The sequence below is a fragment of the Roseburia hominis A2-183 genome (genome assembly GCF_000225345.1).
Lineage (GTDB): Bacteria > Bacillota > Clostridia > Lachnospirales > Lachnospiraceae > Roseburia > Roseburia hominis.
Genome location: NC_015977.1, coordinates 1,561,969 through 1,581,254, shown reverse-complemented (window position 1 = coordinate 1,581,254; position 19,286 = coordinate 1,561,969). Strand labels below are relative to the sequence as shown.

The following is a 19,286-nucleotide window of genomic DNA, read 5'->3' as shown; positions in this document are numbered from 1 at the left end:
TTTCCCTTGTTTCGGCTCATAAGGGCAAAAACAAGGGAAAATACATAAGGTTTTGATATTTGATAGGCGGTAAGCCTTGAAAACTCAAGGAATTTCGGAAGATTGAATTTTTAATATCAATTTATGCAAAATCAAACAGCGACAGCTGGTTCGACTCCGGCAGTTCGCCGAGCAGTCCCAGATCTGCCATAAGATCGATGACCGTCTTGGTCGCCTTGGTGCGCTGCCTGAAGTCGTCCTTGGACAGAAACTTGCCATCCTTCGCCGCCTCGGCAACCGCAATCGCAGCATTGTCACCCATACCGTCGATCGTGTTTAACGCCGGCATGAGTTTGCCGTCAATCACCTGAAAACGATCCGGCTTTGCGCGGTACACGTCGATCGGCGTAAAATCAAACCCTCTGGCATACATCTCCTGCACGATCTTCATATCGCGGTAAGTATCCTGCTCCTTTTTGGAGAGCGAATCTTTTCTCCGCGTGTAATCCTTGTAAAAATATTCAAGACGCTCCTTGCCCTGACACATGATCTCGTAGTTAAATCCCGTCGCACGGATCGAGAAATATGCCGCATAGTAAGCAAGAGGATAATATACCTTACAGTAGGCAATACGCCATGCCATCATAACGTATGCCGCCGCATGTGCCTTCGGGAACATGTACTTGATCTTCAGACACGAATCTATGTACCACTCCGGCACATCATGCGCACGCATCTCCGTCTTCCACTCTTCCTTTAAGCCTTTTCCCTTACGCACCGACTCCATGATCGTGAAGGACTGCTCACTGTCAAGTCCCTTCTGGATCAGGTAGATCATGATATCGTCACGGGTACAGATCGCGGTGGAAATCGTTGCCAGTCCCTGCTCGATGAGTGTCTGCGCATTGCCGAGCCATACGTCCGTACCGTGGGACAGACCGGAGATACGGATCAGATCCGAGAACTCCTGCGGCTTGGCATCAATAACCATCTGCATGGCGAAATCGGTTCCAAACTCCGGAATACCGAGACATCCGAGCGGAATTCCATGAATGTCATCCGGCGTCACACCGAGTGCCGATGTATTTTTAAATAAGGACATGACCGACTCATCGTCGAGTGGGATCGTTGTCGGGTCAATTCCCGTCAGATCCTGCAGCATACGAATCATCGTCGGATCATCGTGTCCGAGAATATCGAGTTTTAACAGGTTGTGGTCGATCGAGTGATAATCAAAATGTGTCGTTACCGTCGCTGTCGTCATATCGTTCGCCGGATGCTGTACCGGCGTAAACGTGTTGATCTCCTCTCCCACCGGAAGCACGACGATTCCGCCCGGGTGCTGTCCCGTCGTCCTGCGGACGCCGACGCATCCCTGCACAATACGGTCAATCTCACAGTTCCGCTTGTGGACACCGCGCTCCTCGTAGTAATTCTTGATGTATCCGAACGCCGTCTTGTCCGCCAGCGTACCGATCGTTCCGGCACGGAATGTCTGACCGTATCCGAAAATAACCTCACAGTAGGCATGCGCTTTACTCTGATATTCACCGGAAAAGTTCAGGTCGATATCCGGCTCCTTGTTTCCCTTGAATCCCAGGAACGTCTCAAACGGAATGTCAAACCCGTCTTTTACCAGCTTCTTGCCACAGACCGGACAGATCTTATCCGGCATATCACATCCGCTTCGCCCGGAGAACGCCTTGACCTCCGGCGAATCAAAGTCGCTGTACTTGCAGTAGGCACAGCGGTAATGTGCCTGCAGCGGATTGACCTCCGTGATACCGGACATGGTCGCCGCGAACGAAGATCCGACCGAACCTCTGGAGCCTACCAGATAACCGTCCTCGTTGGACTTCCACACCAGTTTCTGTGCAATGATATACATTACGGCATAGCCGTTGGAAATGATGGAATTCAGCTCACGGTCCAATCGCTCCTTCACGATGGACGGAAGCTCCTCGCCGTACATGCTGTGCGCCTTGGTGTAGCAGATGTCACGCAGCATCTGATCGGAATTCTCAATGACCGGCGGGCACTTGTCCGGGCGCACCGGTGCGATCTTCTCACACATATCGGCAATCTTGCCGGGATTCGTGATGACAACCTCCTCCGCCTTGGTGCTTCCGAGATACTCGAACTCCTTTAACATCTCCTCCGTTGTCCGAAGGAACAGCGGTGCCTGGTCATCGGCATCCTTAAATCCCTTGCCCGCCATGATGATACGGCGGTATACCTCATCCTCCGGATCAAGGAAATGCACGTCGCAGGTGGCGACCACCAGCTTGTTGAATGTCTCGCCCAGCTTTACAATCCGCCGGTTGATATCCTGCAGCTCCTCGACAGAGTTGATGGCGCTCTTCTCATCCCGCAGCATGAAACTGTTGTTGCCGATCGGCTGAATCTCCAGATAGTCGTAAAACTTCACAAGACGGATGATCTCCTCCTCCGGTCTGCCGTCTAAAATCGCACGGTAGAGTTCGCCTGCCTCACAGGCAGATCCGAGCAGCAGTCCCTCTCTGTACTTTACAAATTCGCTCTTTGGCACACGCGGTGTCTTGTGAAAATAGGTCAGGTGTGACATGGAGACCAGACGGTAGAGATTGATGCGTCCGATATCGTTTGTCGCCAGTATGATCGCGTGATGGCTCTTTAACTTTTTCACAAGTTCCGGCGACGTCGCGCCCATCTGGTTCACATCGTCTAACGTCTCCATGCCGCGTTCATGAAGCATCTCGATAAACTTGACAAAAATCTCCGCCGTACATGCCGCGTCATCGACCGCCCGGTGATGGTGATCCAGCGATACACCGACCGCCTTTGCCACGGTATCCAGCTTGAAACGGTTTAACTGCGGCAGCAGGATTCTCGCCAGCGCCACGGTATCTGCGATGGTAAAATCAAACGGCAGTCCCATGCGCTCGCAGTTCTTGCGGATGAATCCGGTATCGAACTCCGCATTGTGTGCCACCATGACGGTCCCCTCGCAGAACTTCATGAATTCGGGCAGGATCTCCTCAATCCTGGGCGCATCGAGCACCATGTCATCCTTGATGGACGTCAGCTGCTCAATATTATACGGGATCGGCACCTCCGGATTGACGAAGGTCGAAAAACGCTCCGTGATAGCTCCGTCCACCACCTTGACGGCACCGATCTCAATGATCTTATTCTTATCCGGCGAAAGTCCGGTTGTCTCCAGGTCAAATACGACATAGCTGTCATTTAAGCTCTGTCCTTTTGAGTCAACGATAATATCCTTCAGATCATCCACCAGATACGCCTCCACGCCGTAGATGATCTTAAAATCCGAATCCGGCGGAACCGCATGGTTCGCGTCAGGGAAAGCCTGTACATCGCCGTGGTCCGTGATGGCGATCGCCTTGTGTCCCCACTTCATGGCGCGTTTTACAATATCCTTGACATCCGAGACGCCATCCATATCGCTCATCTTCGTATGGCAGTGCAACTCCACGCGCTTCTCCGGGCTGGTGTCTGCACGTGTGGACGTAAAATCCGCAATCTTTTTGATGCCGACCACAGAACCGATCGTAAGCTCACTGTCGAACTTGTCGATCGTCGTCACACCCTTGATCTTTAAAAACGCTCCCTTTGCGAGTCCTCCGTCAAGCAGTTCCTGCAGCTGATCGTTTCTGGTAAAGATTTTTAACACAATCGAATCGGTAAAATCCGTCACGGACATAATCACGATCGTCTTCTCATTCCGGATCTCCCTGGTCTCTAACGTCATGACCTGGCAGCGGATCGTCACCTCTCCCATCTCTCCCACAATCTTCTCGATCGCGATCGGTTCATCCTCAAAATCACGCCCGTAGATCACATCCGGATTGTCCGACTTCTTAAGGCCGCCGCCCTCGAATCTGCGCTTGAATTCCTTCTTCCCTTTTTCGCCATTTCCTGCAGTTTTTCCTGCATGTTCCGCAGGTTTTGCAGCATTTTTTGCAGAAGAAACGGTATTTGTGGTGGCATTGCCGCCTGTACCACCAGATGTTGTTGTGCCATCGGAAACCGCCTCGGCACCGCCTTCTGCGACCGCCGGCACACTCTCCCCGTCGCCATTGCGGATATGTACCTTTTTCATGATGTTTTTAATCTCAAACTGAATCTGCAGATCACTGTTTTTCTTATATTTGCTTTCCTTCGGTTCCTCGTAGGCAAGCTCCACCGCCAGATCGAGTCCGCAGCGCTCACAGATCACCTTCTCTAAAAACTCCACGATCTCATGGGAACGCGTCTGTGCGATAATCGTATTCTCCAGCGTGAGCAGCATGTGGCTTTCGCTCGTAAACTCCATCTTCGCCGTCCGAAGAAGATTGTATTCCATCAGGCTGTAATCTTTCAGTTCTTCTAAAATGCTGTCGCGATACAGATCAAGCAGCTTTTCCGGCGTATACTGTTCCGAGAGATGATACTTTTCAATGACCTTGACCTGCATCATCCTGCCCTTAAAAATCTGTTGTGCAATGGCAGATTCCAACTGGCGGATATCTTTTTTGTGAATCAGACGCGTGCTGCTTAAATAGACGCGCAGATGATCGCGCTCATGATTCATGCCCACCTTCGTTACTTCCGTCTCCGTCAGCAGATTTTTCATGTCGCCTTCTACCTGCAGTGATGGAAATACATCAAAAAACCGTTTTGCCATGCCCTTTTCTCACTTCTTCCTCAGTCTGTTCTACTTCTGCTGCTCATTCCAGTGCAGCAGCTCATAGCGCAATGCCTCAAGCAGTTCGCCCTCCGGCACCTTTTTATATACTTCCCCGTTCTTGATCAAAAGTCCCTCTCCGATTCCTCCGGCAATACCGATATCCGCTTCCTTTGCCTCACCCGGTCCGTTGACAACGCAGCCCATAACCGCCACCTTGATGTCTAACGGGATGTCTGCCACCATATTTTCCACCTGGTTGGCAAGCCCGATCAGATCGATTCTGGTTCTGCCACAGGTCGGACAGGACACGACCTCCACGCCGCCTTTGCGCAGCCCTAAGGTACGCAGGATCAGCTTCGCGGACTTGATCTCCTCCAACGGGTCTCCCGTGAGCGATACGCGGATTGTATCGCCGATTCCCTGATGCAGAATGAGTCCCAGCCCGATCGAGGATTTGATATTGCCGCTGATGATGGTGCCGGACTCCGTGATGCCGACATGCAGCGGATGATCCGTCTGTGTCGCAATCAGCTCGTGTGCCTTCACGCACATCATCACATCGGAGGATTTGATGCTGATGACCAGATTGTCACACCCCATATCCTCGATCAGATGTACTTTATCGAGGGCGCTCTCGACAATCCCCTCAGCCGTCACACCGTGATATTTTTCCACAAGATCTTTTTCCAGAGATCCACTGTTGACGCCGACACGGATCGGAATACCGCGCTCTTTTGCGGCATCCACCACTGCGCGCACACGCTCTGTACTTCCGATATTTCCCGGATTGATGCGGATCTTATCCGCACCGTGCTCGATCGCGGCAAGCGCCAGGCGGTAATCAAAATGAATATCTGCCACAACGGGAATGCTCACCTGCTTTTTGATCTCGGTCAATGCCTCCGCCGCCTCCATGGTCGGCACGGCGCAGCGGATAATATCACATCCGGCAGCGGTAAGCGCCTGAATCTGCGCCACAGTTGCAGCCACGTCCTCCGTCTTTGTATTTGTCATGGACTGGATCAGGATCGGATTGCCTCCGCCGATCACCCGGTCGCCAATTTTCACTACTTTCGTCATCTTTTTGCCTTTCTATCCGAACAGCTTGCGGATATCATTAAAAAATGTAAAAAACATGAGTGCAAACAACAGCATCATGCCGATAAAATGTACCATGCCTTCCTTGTCGGGATCGACGCGCTTTCCGCGGATCACCTCGACAATCAAAAACAGCAGTCTGCCTCCGTCCAGCGCCGGAAGCGGCAGCAGATTCATCACACCGAGGTTTGCCGATAAGAAGATCGTAATGTAAAGCATCTGCAAAAATACCATATAGTAGCCGTACGTCACGCTCTGCTCATAGCTGTCCCCGATCATATTCACGATTCCGACCGGACCGCTCATGTCATTGACGCTCACCTTTCCGTCCACCAAAGACTTTAAGCTGTCAATCGTCACGCGGATCCAGTATTCCACCTCATATACGCTGTATTTTAAATTGGAAAGCACGGAACCTTTCGTCTTTTGCGCGCTTCCCTGAAAGCCGTACATATAATAGCCGTATTCTTCGTTATATTTGGGCGTGAGCACCGTCTGATAGCGTTCTCCGTCCCGCTCATAGGTCACTGTGACCGCGTCCCCGGAATGAAACTGTGTGTAGGCGCTGATGTCCCGGAAAAAATGTATCCGGGTGTGATCAATCTTTAAGATTGTATCTCCCGCCTGCATTCCCGCCTCCTCGGCCGGATATCCCTCCGTCACTCCGGCGAGCACCGGCAGATCATAGCCGATATTGCATAACAGAATAAAAGCAAAGACAAACGCCATCAGGAAATTGAATACCGGACCGGCGGCAACCACACTGATGCGCGCCCAGACTGATTTTTTCCCGAACGCCCTGCCGTCCTCGCTCTCCGTATCCTCTCCCTCCATCATGCACGCTCCACCGATCGGGAACAGATGCAGGGAGTATGTCGTCTCTCCCTTTGTGATGCCAAACACTTTCGGTCCCAGCCCGAGACAGAATTCATTCACCCGGATTCCGTTTGCCTTCGCCAGAAGGAAATGCCCCAGTTCATGAAAAATAATAATCAGACTGAATATCAGAATTGCGATAATAATCTTCATGCAAAAACCTTTCCCCATTTGCCTGCAATGTGTTCATATGCGGCTGCCTCCGTCTCCAGGATCTCATCAACCGTCGGATTGGCAATAAAATCAGCTGCCTCCATACACGATTCAATCATCTCCGGGATCTGCTGATAGGCAATTTTTCGATCCAGGAAAAGCGCTACCGCCTTTTCATTCGCCGCATTAAATGCCGTCGGAATATTGCCGCCGCGGCGCATCGCCTGATAGGCTAACGCAAGACCGCGGAACGTCTCCGTGTCCGGTCTCTCAAACGTCAGCTGTCCCAATGCAAACAGATCCAGTCTGTCGCCCGAGAGCGGTCTGCGCTTCGGATAATAGAGCGCATACTGGATCGGCAGACGCATATCCGGTGTGCCGAGCTGCGCAATGACTGCGCCGTCCTCATACTGCACCGCGGAGTGGATCACACTCTGCGGATGGACAACCACCTCAATCTGCTCCAGCTCCACATCAAACAGCCACTTTGCCTCCATGACTTCCAGGCCTTTATTGACAAGCGTTGACGAATCGATCGTGATCTTGCGTCCCATTGTCCAGTTCGGATGACGCAGCGCATCCCCCACCTGAATGTGCGCCAGATCTTCCGGCTTTTTCCCGCGGAACGGTCCGCCGGACGCCGTGAGAAGAATCTTCGCAATGCGGTTCCCGTTTTCTCCCTGCAGCGACTGGAAAATAGCACTGTGCTCGCTGTCGACCGGCAGAATCGGCACGCCGCATTTTTTTGCCAGCGGCATAATGATATGACCTGCCGTCACAAGCGTCTCCTTGTTCGCAAGTGCAATCTTTTTCCCCGCTTCAATGGCTGCAATCGTCGGTCTTATGCCGAGCATCCCGACAATCGCCGTCACAAGGATCTCACTCTCCGGCTGTACCGCCACCTCCAGAAGTCCATCCATGCCGGACACCACGCGGATATTCAGATCCTTCGTGCGATCGCGCAGTTCTTTGGCGGCGTCCTTCTGAAAAACGCATACCAGCAGCGGATGAAACTCTCTCATCTGCTCTTCCAGCTTTTTGATGTTGCTTCCGGCCGCAATCGCCGTCACCTGTATGTCGCCCTGCTCCCGCACAATATCTAACGTCTGTGTCCCAATGGAGCCTGTCGATCCCAAAATAGCTATCTTCATCATAGGTCTCTCCCAAAATTACAATACAATCAAATTAGCGGCAAGGAAATAGATGAGCGGCGCCGTAAAAATGACGCTGTCGAAACGATCCAGGATACCGCCGTGTCCCGGAATGAGTTTTCCATAATCCTTGATGCCGTAATTACGCTTGATGGCGGAAGCTGTCAGATCTCCCACCATGGATACCAGTGCGCCCGCCGCACTGATGGCTGCCATAATCCAGACATGTGACATCTCACTTCCCATCGCCCCGCGAAATACCATGCCGTAAATCACGGTGAGAAGCGCAGCTCCGATCACACCACCCACGGCGCCCTCCACGGACTTTTTCGGACTCAGCTTCGGCGTCATCTTATGCTTCCCGATCAGCATGCCGACACAGTACGCGCAGGTGTCGCATCCCCAGGAACACAGAAAAATAAGCCACACAATGTAGGTTCCGGCGCTAAGCATTCTGGTCTGGTACACGTAGGACAACATCACTGCCACATAGAACACGCCGAAAAATGCGGCGAGCAGCTGCTCCGTCTGATACTTCGGGTAAGTGAACACATACACGAACATCAATACGATCAGAAGCCCTAAAACCAGCATCATCAGATCCGGCAGAAAGCCGAAGCGCAGATTCGCATAGTAGACCGCCGCAGCCGCATACCCGACAATGCCCGGTGCAGACTTCTCAATATGAAAAATCCGGTATAATTCAAACATCCCGATCCAGGAAATCAGCAACGTGGACACCAGCAGCACATCCCCGCCGGTAATAATCAATACCAATGCGGCAATCACAAGAACGATTCCGCTCAATAATCTCGTCTTAAACATATCTCCTCCATCCGGCAGTCCTTCCTATTTCTTGTCTGTCAAACCGCCAAATCTTCTGTCTCTTTTATTATACGCTTCAATGGCACGCTCTAATTCCTCTTTGTGAAAATCCGGCCACGGCACATCGGTAAAGTAAAATTCACTGTACGCCAGCTGCCAGAGCAGGAAATTGGACAACCTGAGTTCCCCGCTCGTGCGGATTAAAAGATCCGGATCCGGAATGCCTGCGGTATCCAGATACTCCTCAAACACACTTTCCGTGATCTCTTCCGGCTTTCTCTTCCCCGCCGCAACATCTTCGCTCATACGGCGCATTGCGCGTGTCATCTCGTCGCGGCTGCCGTAATTGATGGCAATCTGAAGATTCAAGCCGTCATTTTTTGCGGAGGCAGCCTCCAGTTCACGGATGCGCTCCTGAAAGCGCTCACTGAGTCTCGTCGTATCGCCGATCACGCGCACGCGCATATTGTTTTTGTCTGCTGTCTTAATGCAGTTCTTCAGATAGCTTTCCAAAAGCTTCATCAGCGCTTCCACTTCGCCCTCCGGGCGGTTCCAGTTTTCCGTCGAAAATGCGTACATGGTAACATACTTTACACCGAGATCATGTGCCGCCTGGCATACCGTCTCGACATTCTTGGCTCCCGCTGTGTGTCCGTAATTCCGGGGCATTCCCTTTGCTTTTGCCCATCTTCCGTTTCCATCCAGTATGATCGCTATATGCTGTGGAATCTTTCTTCCCGTCTCCATACCTGTGCTTCTCCCTCGTATCTGTACTGAAGTATCAACTATACAAAATAACGGAAAAGATACAGATGTATGCCTCCATAAACACCTGTATCTCCTCTCGTTTCAAATCTATCCAAACTATACGGTAAGGATTTCCTTTGTCTTTGCCTCAACGGCACGATCCACATCTGCGATGTACTTATCGGTCATCTTCTGTGCCTGATCTTCCAGCTGCTTGATCTCATCCTCGGAGACATCCTCCTTGGCAAGCTTTTTAAAGGAATCATTGGCATCACGGCGGATATTGCGGATTGCAACCTTCGCATTTTCGCCCTTTTTCTTTACATCCTTTGCAAGTTCCTTACGTCTCTCCTCGGTAAGCTCCGGGAACAGAAGACGGACTGTCTTTCCATCATTCGTAGGATTGATTCCAAGATCGGAAGTAAGGATCGCCTTCTCAATCTCCTTTACCATGGATGCCTCCCACGGCTGAATCTGAATCATACGCGGCTCCGGAACACTGACATTCGCCACCTGCTGAATTGCTGTCGGAGTACCGTAGTAATCCACTCTCAACTTGTCAAGCACATGCGGATTGGCGCGTCCCGCGCGGATTCCGCCGAACTCCTCCGCAAGATTGTTCATTGTTTTGCCCATCTTTTCATCAAATACCGCTAATCTCTGATCCATATATATACCATGCCTTTCTATCAATTCTAAGAAACCGTAACCTTCGTGCCGCTAAACTCTCCCGTCATGGCTTTTACGATACTATTCTCTTCATTCAGTCCGAATACATACATCGGCATCCGGTTCTCCATACACATAATGGAGGCTGTCAGATCCACCACCGCAAGCTTCTTGTCAATTACTTCCTGAATAGAGACTTCATCATACTTCACTGCATTCGAATTCAGCTTCGGATCACTGTCATACACGCCGTCAATCGCTTTTGCGAGGTAGATTCCGTCCGCCTCCATCTCAATCGCACGCAGAACAATTCCCGTATCTGTCGAAAAGTATGGATGACCCGTTCCCCCTGCAAAAAACACAACCATTCCCTTTGCAAAATACTTATTCGCACGATCCTTGGAAAACAGCTTTGTCATGCTTCCACACTCAAAAGGTGTCAGAATCTGTGTCTGCATGCCCACAGAGCGGAAAATCTCTGAAACATAGATGCAGTTCATGATCGTTGCAAGCATGCCGATCTGATCCGCTTTGGTGCGGTCGATCGTCTCGCTGGTGCGTCCTCTCCAGAAGTTGCCGCCGCCGATCACGATGCCTACTTCGGTACCACCATCCACAATCTGCTTTACCTGTTTTGCAACCTCTGTGACTGTCGGCTCGTCAAATCCTGTGTGTTTATCACCTGCAAGCGCCTCACCACTTAACTTTAACAGAACTCTCTTCATGATGCTTAGTTTCCTTTCTTGGCATTGAACAGGCTCTGAACATCCACATCTGCATAGCACTGGGAGCAGAATCCCTCAATAACAGCGCCGTTGTTGATCTGAACAGAACGGGACTTGATGTTACCCATAACCACTGCGGAAGTATCCACAACAACCGGTCCCTGCACATCGATGTCACCCTTGATGGCTCCTGCGATCACTGCCGAGTTGGATGTTACATTACCTATAATTACAGAACCAAGACCAATCTTAACCGTACCGGAGCTTACGACTTCACCCTCTACCTGTGCAGAATCCGCGAAGAATTCGGAAGTGTTGCTGTTACCATTGACAACACCTGTCACGGTAAGCTTTCCGTTGCAGCTTACATTTCCGTCTACCTGACCTCTGATGTCGAGAGATCCGTTTGAGATCACATCACCATTGATAATCGTTCCCTCTGTAATCACGGAAACCTCGTCCGATACAATCGGCTTCTCCTGCGGTGTGGTCTGCGATGCTGCTGCCTGTGCTCCTGTCTGTGCTACCTGTACTGGTGTTACTGTATTATCAGCCATTTTCTTCTCCTCCTGTGCTGCTGCCATTGCATGCTGTGTGTATTCTTCTCTTGTTTTCTGTGGTTCCACCGTTGCTGCCTGTGTCCGCTCCAAAGCCGGCTCCTGCTTCGTTACCTGCTCTAACAGACCATCCAGCTTCGACAATTCGCTCGCCACATCCACTTCATCTTCCAGTGTGTTCACGACCATGTCATCATCCTTGTCCGTGCTTTCGAGATTGTCTTCTCCCGGCATAAGTTCATTCACTGCCTGTGAGAAATCATCCTTAAAGTCCTTGAAAAATCCCATGTTCTTACCTCCATTTATAATCTGGTCATCTGGCACTGTCGGCTTTGACATACTGGATAACCTGTGTATCTTCATCAATCGGTAAAATCTCGGCATCCATATCCTGCAATGCCTCGATCAGCGGTCCTACCGCTTCTACCGTTGTTGACTTATCTTCCGAGTCGTGCAAAAGCACAACCGAGGTCTTGTATTTTGAAACATCTGAAACAACATTCTCGACCAGTTCTTCCGATGTATATGCAGCATTTGCCGCATCGCCTGCCGAGATGTTCCAGTCGTAATAAACGACGTCCTCGCTGTTTAAAAACCGGATCAGCGAACTCATCGGCACATTGCTGATCTGATTGCTGCTCCCGCCCGGGAACCGGTAATAGCGGCTCTTTTCACCGGTCACCTCATAGAGATAATCCTGCAGCTGATGAAAATCCGCCTCAAACGCATCCTCCGACTGATAGATCAGACTGTACTTATTAGAATAGGAATGCATTCCCAGCGTATGCCCCTCATCCACGATCCTCTGGTAGATGGCTGCCGATGCCTCATCCTCTTTTCCGACCACAAAAAAGGTTGCCTTGACATCGTACTCCGACAGCACATCTAAAATGGCGTCCGTATTCTCAGACGGCCCGTCATCAAACGTCAGATAAACTTTATGTACATCTCCATCCTGTGCCAGATTGTCTGTCTCGTCGATCCCGGATGCAGGTGCCGTCACAGCCACTGTCTCCGTATCCATGCCGCCGGTCTCTTCCTGGGGTAGTGCCTCCGTATCCGGCACCTGCTGGTTCATCACCCGCTGCATCTGCCAGAGTTCATCTAACTTTCTCTCCATGGATCTCGTCCGGACAAGCAGAAAAATGATCAGAATCATGGACAGGATGATCCACCCGGCAATTATCGCGATTATGGTATGTTTCATTCTTGCAATCCGCTTTCTCCGCCTGCGTTGATTGCGGAGTGCCTCAGAATCCTTATCCTGCATGTAGAACCCCCAAGTTAATCATAATACTTTATCTATTGTATCACATTTTTGTATTTTTCAAAGAAAAAAGCGCAAAAAAATCGTATGATTTTTCTACACTTTTTCATGTATTTTCTGAATTTTTATGTTTCTCCAGCTAAAAGCCCGGTGACCACCGCCCCCACACTAAACAGCATCACGCCCCAGGCGATGACAGCCGGCGATGTCCCGCGCAGCGGGATTTTCCCTAATATGGCAACCGGGGACGCCGCCAGCAGCCCGAAAATTGCCCAGTAGGTCAGCCTCTCAAACCGGCAGAGCAGATATTCCATCAGCTTTGCGACAAGAAAAATACCTCCAAGCACGCCGCATCCGAACGGGACTAATAGGGCAAGACAGTACCACGCCGTCCCGGCATCCAGCATGACCACCGCCACAACGAACGCATTGATATGGTCAATGACCGGCGTGTAATATCCGAGCGCCATCAAAAGCATCGAACCGCTCACCCCCGGAATGACCATCGTAGCCGCGGCAGCCAGCCCCACCGCAAAAAGCTTCACTGCCGTCCCAGGACCGGCGGCAAGAACCTGTTCGCTGCCTTTTCCAAGGAACTGCATTCCAATCATCAGGCAGAAGAATCCCAAAAACAGCGCCAGCTCCGGCACCTTCGGATATCCCCTGGACACCTTGCGCCAGATGAGCGGCACGCCGCCGAAAATCAGTCCGATAAAAAGCATCGCGGTCTGGAACGGAAAATTCTCAAAAAGATAACCGATCATAAAGGAAAGGCAGATAATTCCGATCCCCATTCCAAACAGATACGGAAACAGCTTTAAGATGCTTTCCTTTTTATGACGGAAAAATCCGGTGACCGCCTGCAGAAGTTCATCATAAATCCCCAGCGACACCATGATCGTACCGCCGCTCACTCCTGGAACTACATTGGCGATTCCGATCGTAATTCCTCTTATGACATTCTTTATGAATTCCATACATCCTCCACTTTTTTGCATGCTGCCTTTCTCTGTTCCGCCGCAAGCGATTCGCTCTTCTTATCCGGAAGAAGATGCTCTGCCATCCCTGCCAGCAGATTTCCGGCCGGAAGCAAAAGCAGGGTCGTTCCGATATTAAAAATCGTATGCATGTTGGCAATCTGGGCAGCCGGCCGTCCCGGCGTCAGCTGCGCAACCAGCGAAACGAGCGGCGTTGTCATGCACAGCACGGTAAACACCACCGTTCCGATCAGATTGAACGAAAGATGAATGATCGTGGTGCGCTTGGCGTTTCTTCCGGTGCCGATGGCAGCAAGAACCGCCGTAATGCATGTGCCGATATTCTGACCGAACAGAACATACACCGCCCCCGCGAAAGATACGGCTCCTCCCTGTGCCAGGGTCTGCAAAATCCCGACCGAAGCCGAGGATGACTGAATGGCTGCCGTGAACGCCGCGCCCGCCAGGATTCCAAGCAGTGGATGTTCAAACCTTGTCATCGCCCGAAGGAACACCTGCGAATCACAGAGCGGCTGCATGGCTTCCCCCATCATATCCATGCCGATAAACAGGATTCCAAGCCCCGCCACAATCTCGCCTGTGTACCGGATCCGGTCTTTTCCCGCAAACAGAATCAGGACCACCCCCCAAAAAGCCAGAAGCGGCGCAACGGCTCCCGCATCCAGTGCAATCAGCTGACCGGTGATTGTGGTGCCGATATTCGCCCCCATGATAATCCAGACCGCCTGGCGCAGAGTCATCATCCCGGAATTCACAAAGCCAACGACCATGACCGTGGTGGCCGAGGACGACTGGATCACTGCCGTCACAGCTGCTCCGACGCCCACGCCAAGGAAGCGGTTCTTTGTCAGCCGCTCCAGGATCTGCTTCATCTTCTCACCTGCGGCAGCATTTAAGCCCTCGCTCATCTGATGCATTCCATACAAAAAGAGTGCAAGCCCTCCCAGCAGTGCAAAAAAATTTCTATATTCCATTTTCTTCTTTTCCCTTTTCTTATCCTAATCTTATGACGCTTCTAATACCTGTGATAACCAAAAGGGCAAATCTTTTTTACCGTCGGAATTGTGCACGAATCGTACCATGCGGTAACCTGCCAGGCAGATGCACGCCGCCGTGACGGTAAGCACTACCGCCTCTGCATAGGGAATCTCTGCTATTTTGAATAAAACAGCAGTAAAAAGATGAAAAAAAAGACGCTGCTCCGCCGCCCCGGTCATTTTTCTCGTCACGACAATCATACTCTGTGACAATCCTGCTTCCGGTTCCGCCGAGAGCGCGTTTGAGACATAATCGGAGTCCGTCGTCCGTAAAATACCCTGTGCTTCCCCTCCGGCCTCTGCCGTCAGATTCTGCACCTGGGCGATCTGTGTCTGCCACAGACAGACACCAAGATGGGAAAACAGCAGAACCGCCATCATGCAAACCGCAAAAAATGCTTTTCTTCTATCTGCACTGCGCATGTTCCCTGCTCCTTTCCCATTCCAAGACTCTTTCCTCACGATAGCAAAGCACTTACGACTTGTCAATAGATGCGGATATATTTTCCATAAACCTGCGCAGTGTCTGTTCCGTTGTCGCAATCGCTTCCTCCGGAATGCCTTCGGCCAGCCTGCGGAAAAACGCGGCTTTTTTCTCCGTTATCTGCTTCGTGAGCACACTACATTGCTGCGTGAGATATAAATGGCAGATTCTCTTATCGGCAGCATCCCGTTCCACCACAAGAAACTGCTTTTCCACGAGGCTCTCCACCGATCTGGCAACCAGTCCCTTGGACACCCCCTCGTACTGCGCAATATCCCGCGCCGTATTGCATCCGCCGTTGTCGCGTGCCAAAAAAAGAAGCACCAGCAATTCGTTCGGCGTGAGATGATATTTCTCCATCTCATCCTGAAAGTATTTCCGGTATGCTTTCTCTATCTTAAAATAATTTTCAAAAAAGTCCTCCAGCATGTTCCCCCTCCTTTCCGCCGGTTCATGCCTTCTCTTTGTTTTAGTTGATTTGTGAACTGTTTATATAGAAACTTTATTTGAAATCTGTATAAAAGTCAATTAAAAAAGTGTTAAAATTTCAGAAAAATCACTCCGACTCGGTTGACTTTCTACACAACAACCGATAAAATAATAGTTGATTTGTGAACTGTTTAACTGGTAACTCTATTAACCGAATCCTAGAAAGTGTGTGATGTTATTTTGAACAAAAAATTAAAAGAGAAATTCGACGAATCTGTAAGCGCCGTTCTTCCCATTACCGTCATTGTGCTGTTGCTCAGCATTTTTGTCGTACCGATGGAGACCGGAACCATTGCCCTGTTTCTGGTCGGAGCGTTCATGCTGATCATCGGCATGGCATTTTTCCAGCTGGGTGCTGAGATGGCGATGACACCGCTCGGCGAAGGTGTCGGTTCCCATATCATGAAGACGAAGCGTCTTTCGATTCTGATTATTGTCTGCTTTGTGATGGGTGTCATCATCACAATCGCGGAACCGGATCTGCAGGTTCTCGCCAATCAGGTTCCTTCTATTCCAAACGAAACCTTAATCTGGACGGTCGCTCTCGGCGTCGGTGTCTTTCTGGTCATCGCTGTTTTGCGTATCATTTTCAAGCTGAGCCTCCCCCTGCTGCTGTGTATCCTCTATGCCGCACTATTTTTGCTCTCCTTTGCGGCGCCGGCTGATTTCATCGCAGTCGCATTTGACTCCGGCGGTGTGACGACAGGTCCGATGACTGTTCCTTTTATTATGGCCATCGGTGTTGGTCTCTCCTCCACGCGAAGTGACAAGGACGGTTCGAGCGACAGTTTCGGTCTGATCTCCTTCTGCAGCATCGGACCGATTGCCATGGTACTCCTGCTCGGTATTTTCTACCATCCAGCCGGTGCATCCTACAATGCCACCGAAATACCGGATGTTGTGACCATGCAGGATGTCATGCGTCAGTTTGTACATATGCTGCCGGGCTATGGCAGGGAAGTCATTTCTTCCATCCTTCCGGTACTGATCGTCTTTTTACTGTTTCAGCTCATTTCCAGGCGCTACCACAAGAACCAGATGATCAAGATGCTTATGGGCTTTCTCTACACCATCATCGGACTGATCCTGTTTCTGACCGGTGTCAACGTAGGATTTGCTCCCGTCGGAAGTCTGCTCGGCAGCAATCTCGCCGCACAGACATGGCGCTTTGTTCTGATTCCCATCGGCGCGTTAATCGGTTATTATATTGTAAAAGCCGAGCCTGCCGTGCAGGTGCTCAACAAGCAGGTGGAGGATGTGACAAACGGTTCCATTTCGCGCAGTGCGATGAACCTCTGTCTCTCCATCGGTGTCTCCGCTTCCGTTGCGCTGGCGCTGCTCCGGGTTCTGACCGGACTTAACATTTACTGGCTCTTAATTCCGGGCTACATCATTGCTCTGGTGCTCACCCGGTTTGTTCCAAAAGTATTTGTCGGTATCGCTTTCGACTCCGGCGGTGTTGCCAGCGGTCCCATGACCTCCACGTTTCTTCTTCCGCTTGCCATGGGCGCATGTACCGCCGTGGGCGGCAATGTGGTAACCGATGCGTTCGGCGTCGTGGCGATGGTCGCAATGGCACCGTTAATTGCCATTCAGATCATGGGCGTACTGTATCAGCTGAAGCTTAAGAGGGCGACATCCGATGCGCTTATCATGATCGATGTCGACGACAATGCCATTATGGATATTGAGGAGGAATAATTATGCAGGATCATACCATGCAACATAAAAAAAAGATGCCGGCATTCCGGTGCCTCGTCATTATCATAGATTCCAATATCCGTGATAAACTGACCGAATTTCTCACCGATGCCTCCATCCCGATCTATTACCAGATGCACGGCGTCGGCACCGTCAGTTCCGATTTTCTGAATCTGTGCGGTCTCGGCGACACCAACAAAACCATCATGCTATGCATCGTCCCGAAGGAACGCACCCGTATGCTGTTGGCGGAGATGAATCAGGCGCTGCAGCTTCACAAGAGAGGAACCGGTATCGCTGTCAGCATACCGTTATCCGGCATTCAGGGATGGCTCTATAAAGTTCTCGGTTCCGGTTCTTTGGACTCCTCTGAGCCGGAGATAGAAAAAGAGGTGAAAAAAATGAGTGAAACGATTACACATGCAATGATTCTTGTCACAATCAATCAGGGATACAGCGATGATGTCATGTACACCGCGCGCGCTGCCGGCGCTACCGGCGGAACGATCTTAAAGGGTCTGCGCTGCAGTCCGGAGGAGGTTGCCAAACATTTCGGCATGGCTCTCCAGGAGGAACAGGAAGTCCTTGCCATCGTCGTTCCAAAGGATAAAAAGACCGAAATCATGACCGCCATCAGCAAGCAGCACGGCATTGACACACCGGCGCACGGCGTCAGCTTTGCCCTGCCGGTCGACGCGATCATGGGACTGTAGAATTTATACTTTATGACGCAAAAACCTTATCGAATCATAACCAGGTTCGATAAGGTTTTTTCTTACAAAATGACCCCTGCAAATAGTGTCTCCACCATTCGTAGGGGTCATTATCCTTCAACAATTTAGCACAATATCAAATTATGCGTTCATCTGTGCTGCAACTTCTGCTGCAAAGTCTTCCTGCTTCTTCTCAAGACCTTCGCCAGTCTCAAAACGAACAAATCTCTTAACCTTCACAGTACCGCCAACTGCCTTGGATACTTCCTCAAGATACTTGGCAACGGTCTGCTTGCCGTCCTCAGCCTTAACGTAAACCTGATCTACCAGGCATACTTCCTTGAGTTCTTTGCTGATACGTCCTTCGATCATTCCGTTGATTACCTTCTCCGGCTTCTGGGACTCCTTCGGATCGTTCATGATCTGTGCTAAGAGGATCTCTTTCTCATGAGCGATGTAATCAGCACTTACCTCGTCTCTGGAAACATACTTCGGATTGAGTGCTGCGATCTGCATTGCGATATTGTGCATTGCTTCCTTTACAGTGTCATTTACAACATCGGTGTCTGCATCAACGATAACGCCGATTCTTCCGCCGCCGTGTACATACGGTACAACACAGCCATGCTCAGCTACAACCTTCTCAAATCTGCGGATCTTTAAGTTCTCGCCGATCACTGCAACCTTCTCAACCAGTGCTTCACTTACGGTCTTGCTGGCATCCTCATTCCACTTCTCAGCCATGAAAGCATCCATGTCTGCTGCATCGGAATTCACTGCCTGTGTTGCAACAGCCTTAACAAACTCCTGGAATGTTGCATTCTTTGCAACGAAGTCTGTCTCAGAGTTTACCTCAACAACCGCTGCTGTCTGGTCATCCTTGGTCACTACCATGCAAAGACCCTCTGCTGCGATTCTGCTTGCCTTCTTCTCAGCCTTAGCCTGTCCGTTCTTTCTTAAGAACTCTACAGCCTCGTCCATGTTACCGTTTGTCTCATTTAATGCCTTCTTGCAATCCATCATGCCTGCGCCGGTCATCTCACGCAGTTCCTTTACCATAGCTGCTGTAATTGCCATTTTCTCATCCTCCAAAAAATAATTTATCCTGATTCTTTATCTTTATGCCACAGAAAGGGACGTAACACGCG

Annotated in this window: 16 protein-coding genes and 1 pseudogene; 2 read left to right on the top strand and 15 right to left on the bottom strand. The window is 50.7% G+C overall.

Annotated features, from left to right (window positions below; genetic code table 11):
• Positions 1-121: 121 nt before the first annotated feature.
• From RHOM_RS07030 to RHOM_RS06965, 14 genes and pseudogenes are all read right to left on the bottom strand, one after another.
• Positions 122-4,645 (bottom strand): PolC-type DNA polymerase III, encoded by a 4,524-nt coding sequence (locus tag RHOM_RS07030; RefSeq protein ID WP_014079594.1) that lies wholly within the window; start codon positions 4,643-4,645, stop codon positions 122-124.
• A 30-nt stretch (positions 4,646-4,675) separates the two neighbouring features.
• Entirely contained in the window at positions 4,676-5,728 is a 1,053-nt protein-coding gene (gene ispG, locus RHOM_RS07025; protein ID WP_014079593.1) for a flavodoxin-dependent (E)-4-hydroxy-3-methylbut-2-enyl-diphosphate synthase, read from the bottom strand.
• Between the two features lie 12 nt (positions 5,729-5,740).
• Positions 5,741-6,775 (bottom strand): RIP metalloprotease RseP, encoded by a 1,035-nt coding sequence (gene rseP / locus RHOM_RS07020; protein WP_014079592.1) that lies wholly within the window; start codon positions 6,773-6,775, stop codon positions 5,741-5,743.
• Positions 6,772-7,929, bottom strand: a complete 1,158-nt coding sequence (locus RHOM_RS07015) for a 1-deoxy-D-xylulose-5-phosphate reductoisomerase (RefSeq protein ID WP_044024637.1) — start codon at positions 7,927-7,929, stop codon at positions 6,772-6,774. The genes rseP and RHOM_RS07015 overlap by 4 nt, the downstream gene beginning before the upstream one ends.
• Before the next feature lie 15 nt (positions 7,930-7,944).
• Positions 7,945-8,751 carry a phosphatidate cytidylyltransferase gene (locus tag RHOM_RS07010; protein ID WP_014079590.1) on the bottom strand — a complete coding sequence of 269 codons (807 nt, stop codon included), beginning with the start codon at positions 8,749-8,751 and terminating at the stop codon, positions 7,945-7,947.
• Between the two features lie 24 nt (positions 8,752-8,775).
• Complete coding sequence (locus RHOM_RS07005; protein ID WP_014079589.1) at positions 8,776-9,498, bottom strand: isoprenyl transferase; 723 nt, start codon at positions 9,496-9,498, stop codon at positions 8,776-8,778.
• A gap of 117 nt (positions 9,499-9,615) precedes the next feature.
• Positions 9,616-10,167, bottom strand: a complete 552-nt coding sequence (frr, locus tag RHOM_RS07000; protein ID WP_014079588.1) for a ribosome recycling factor — start codon at positions 10,165-10,167, stop codon at positions 9,616-9,618.
• A 26-nt stretch (positions 10,168-10,193) separates the two neighbouring features.
• Positions 10,194-10,892: a UMP kinase gene (pyrH, locus tag RHOM_RS06995; RefSeq protein ID WP_014079587.1), complete on the bottom strand. Its 699-nt coding sequence runs from the start codon at positions 10,890-10,892 to the stop codon at positions 10,194-10,196.
• Positions 10,893-10,897: 5 nt separating this feature from the next.
• A complete protein-coding gene (locus RHOM_RS06990; protein ID WP_014079586.1) occupies positions 10,898-11,737 on the bottom strand; it encodes a polymer-forming cytoskeletal protein in 840 nt (279 codons plus the stop codon).
• Positions 11,738-11,762: 25 nt separating this feature from the next.
• Positions 11,763-12,719: a polysaccharide deacetylase family protein gene (locus tag RHOM_RS06985; RefSeq protein ID WP_014079585.1), complete on the bottom strand. Its 957-nt coding sequence runs from the start codon at positions 12,717-12,719 to the stop codon at positions 11,763-11,765.
• A 122-nt stretch (positions 12,720-12,841) separates the two neighbouring features.
• Positions 12,842-13,693, bottom strand: a complete 852-nt coding sequence (locus RHOM_RS06980) for a DUF368 domain-containing protein (protein ID WP_014079584.1) — start codon at positions 13,691-13,693, stop codon at positions 12,842-12,844.
• Between the two features lie 32 nt (positions 13,694-13,725).
• Positions 13,726-14,688: pseudogene (locus tag RHOM_RS06975) on the bottom strand (Na/Pi cotransporter family protein); the annotation flags it as partial.
• 30 nt (positions 14,689-14,718) lie between these two features.
• Positions 14,719-15,174, bottom strand: a complete 456-nt coding sequence (locus tag RHOM_RS06970; protein WP_014079582.1) for a hypothetical protein — start codon at positions 15,172-15,174, stop codon at positions 14,719-14,721.
• Positions 15,175-15,226: 52 nt separating this feature from the next.
• Positions 15,227-15,664, bottom strand: a complete 438-nt coding sequence (locus RHOM_RS06965) for a MarR family winged helix-turn-helix transcriptional regulator (RefSeq protein ID WP_014079581.1) — start codon at positions 15,662-15,664, stop codon at positions 15,227-15,229.
• Between the two features lie 240 nt (positions 15,665-15,904).
• Between RHOM_RS06965 and RHOM_RS06960 the strand changes: the two genes are divergently transcribed.
• Together RHOM_RS06960 and RHOM_RS06955 are read left to right on the top strand one after the other, a co-directional pair.
• Entirely contained in the window at positions 15,905-17,425 is a 1,521-nt protein-coding gene (locus tag RHOM_RS06960; protein WP_014079580.1) for a DUF1538 domain-containing protein, read from the top strand.
• Between the two features lie 17 nt (positions 17,426-17,442).
• Positions 17,443-18,138, top strand: coding sequence for a hypothetical protein (locus RHOM_RS06955; RefSeq protein ID WP_044024903.1), 696 nt, complete (start codon positions 17,443-17,445; stop codon positions 18,136-18,138).
• A gap of 141 nt (positions 18,139-18,279) precedes the next feature.
• Here RHOM_RS06955 and tsf read toward each other — a convergent pair whose 3' ends face one another.
• The gene (gene tsf / locus RHOM_RS06950) at positions 18,280-19,215 is read right to left on the bottom strand and encodes a translation elongation factor Ts (RefSeq protein ID WP_014079578.1); all 936 of its coding nucleotides are present in this window, start codon (positions 19,213-19,215) and stop codon (positions 18,280-18,282) included.
• Positions 19,216-19,286 lie beyond the last annotated feature (71 nt).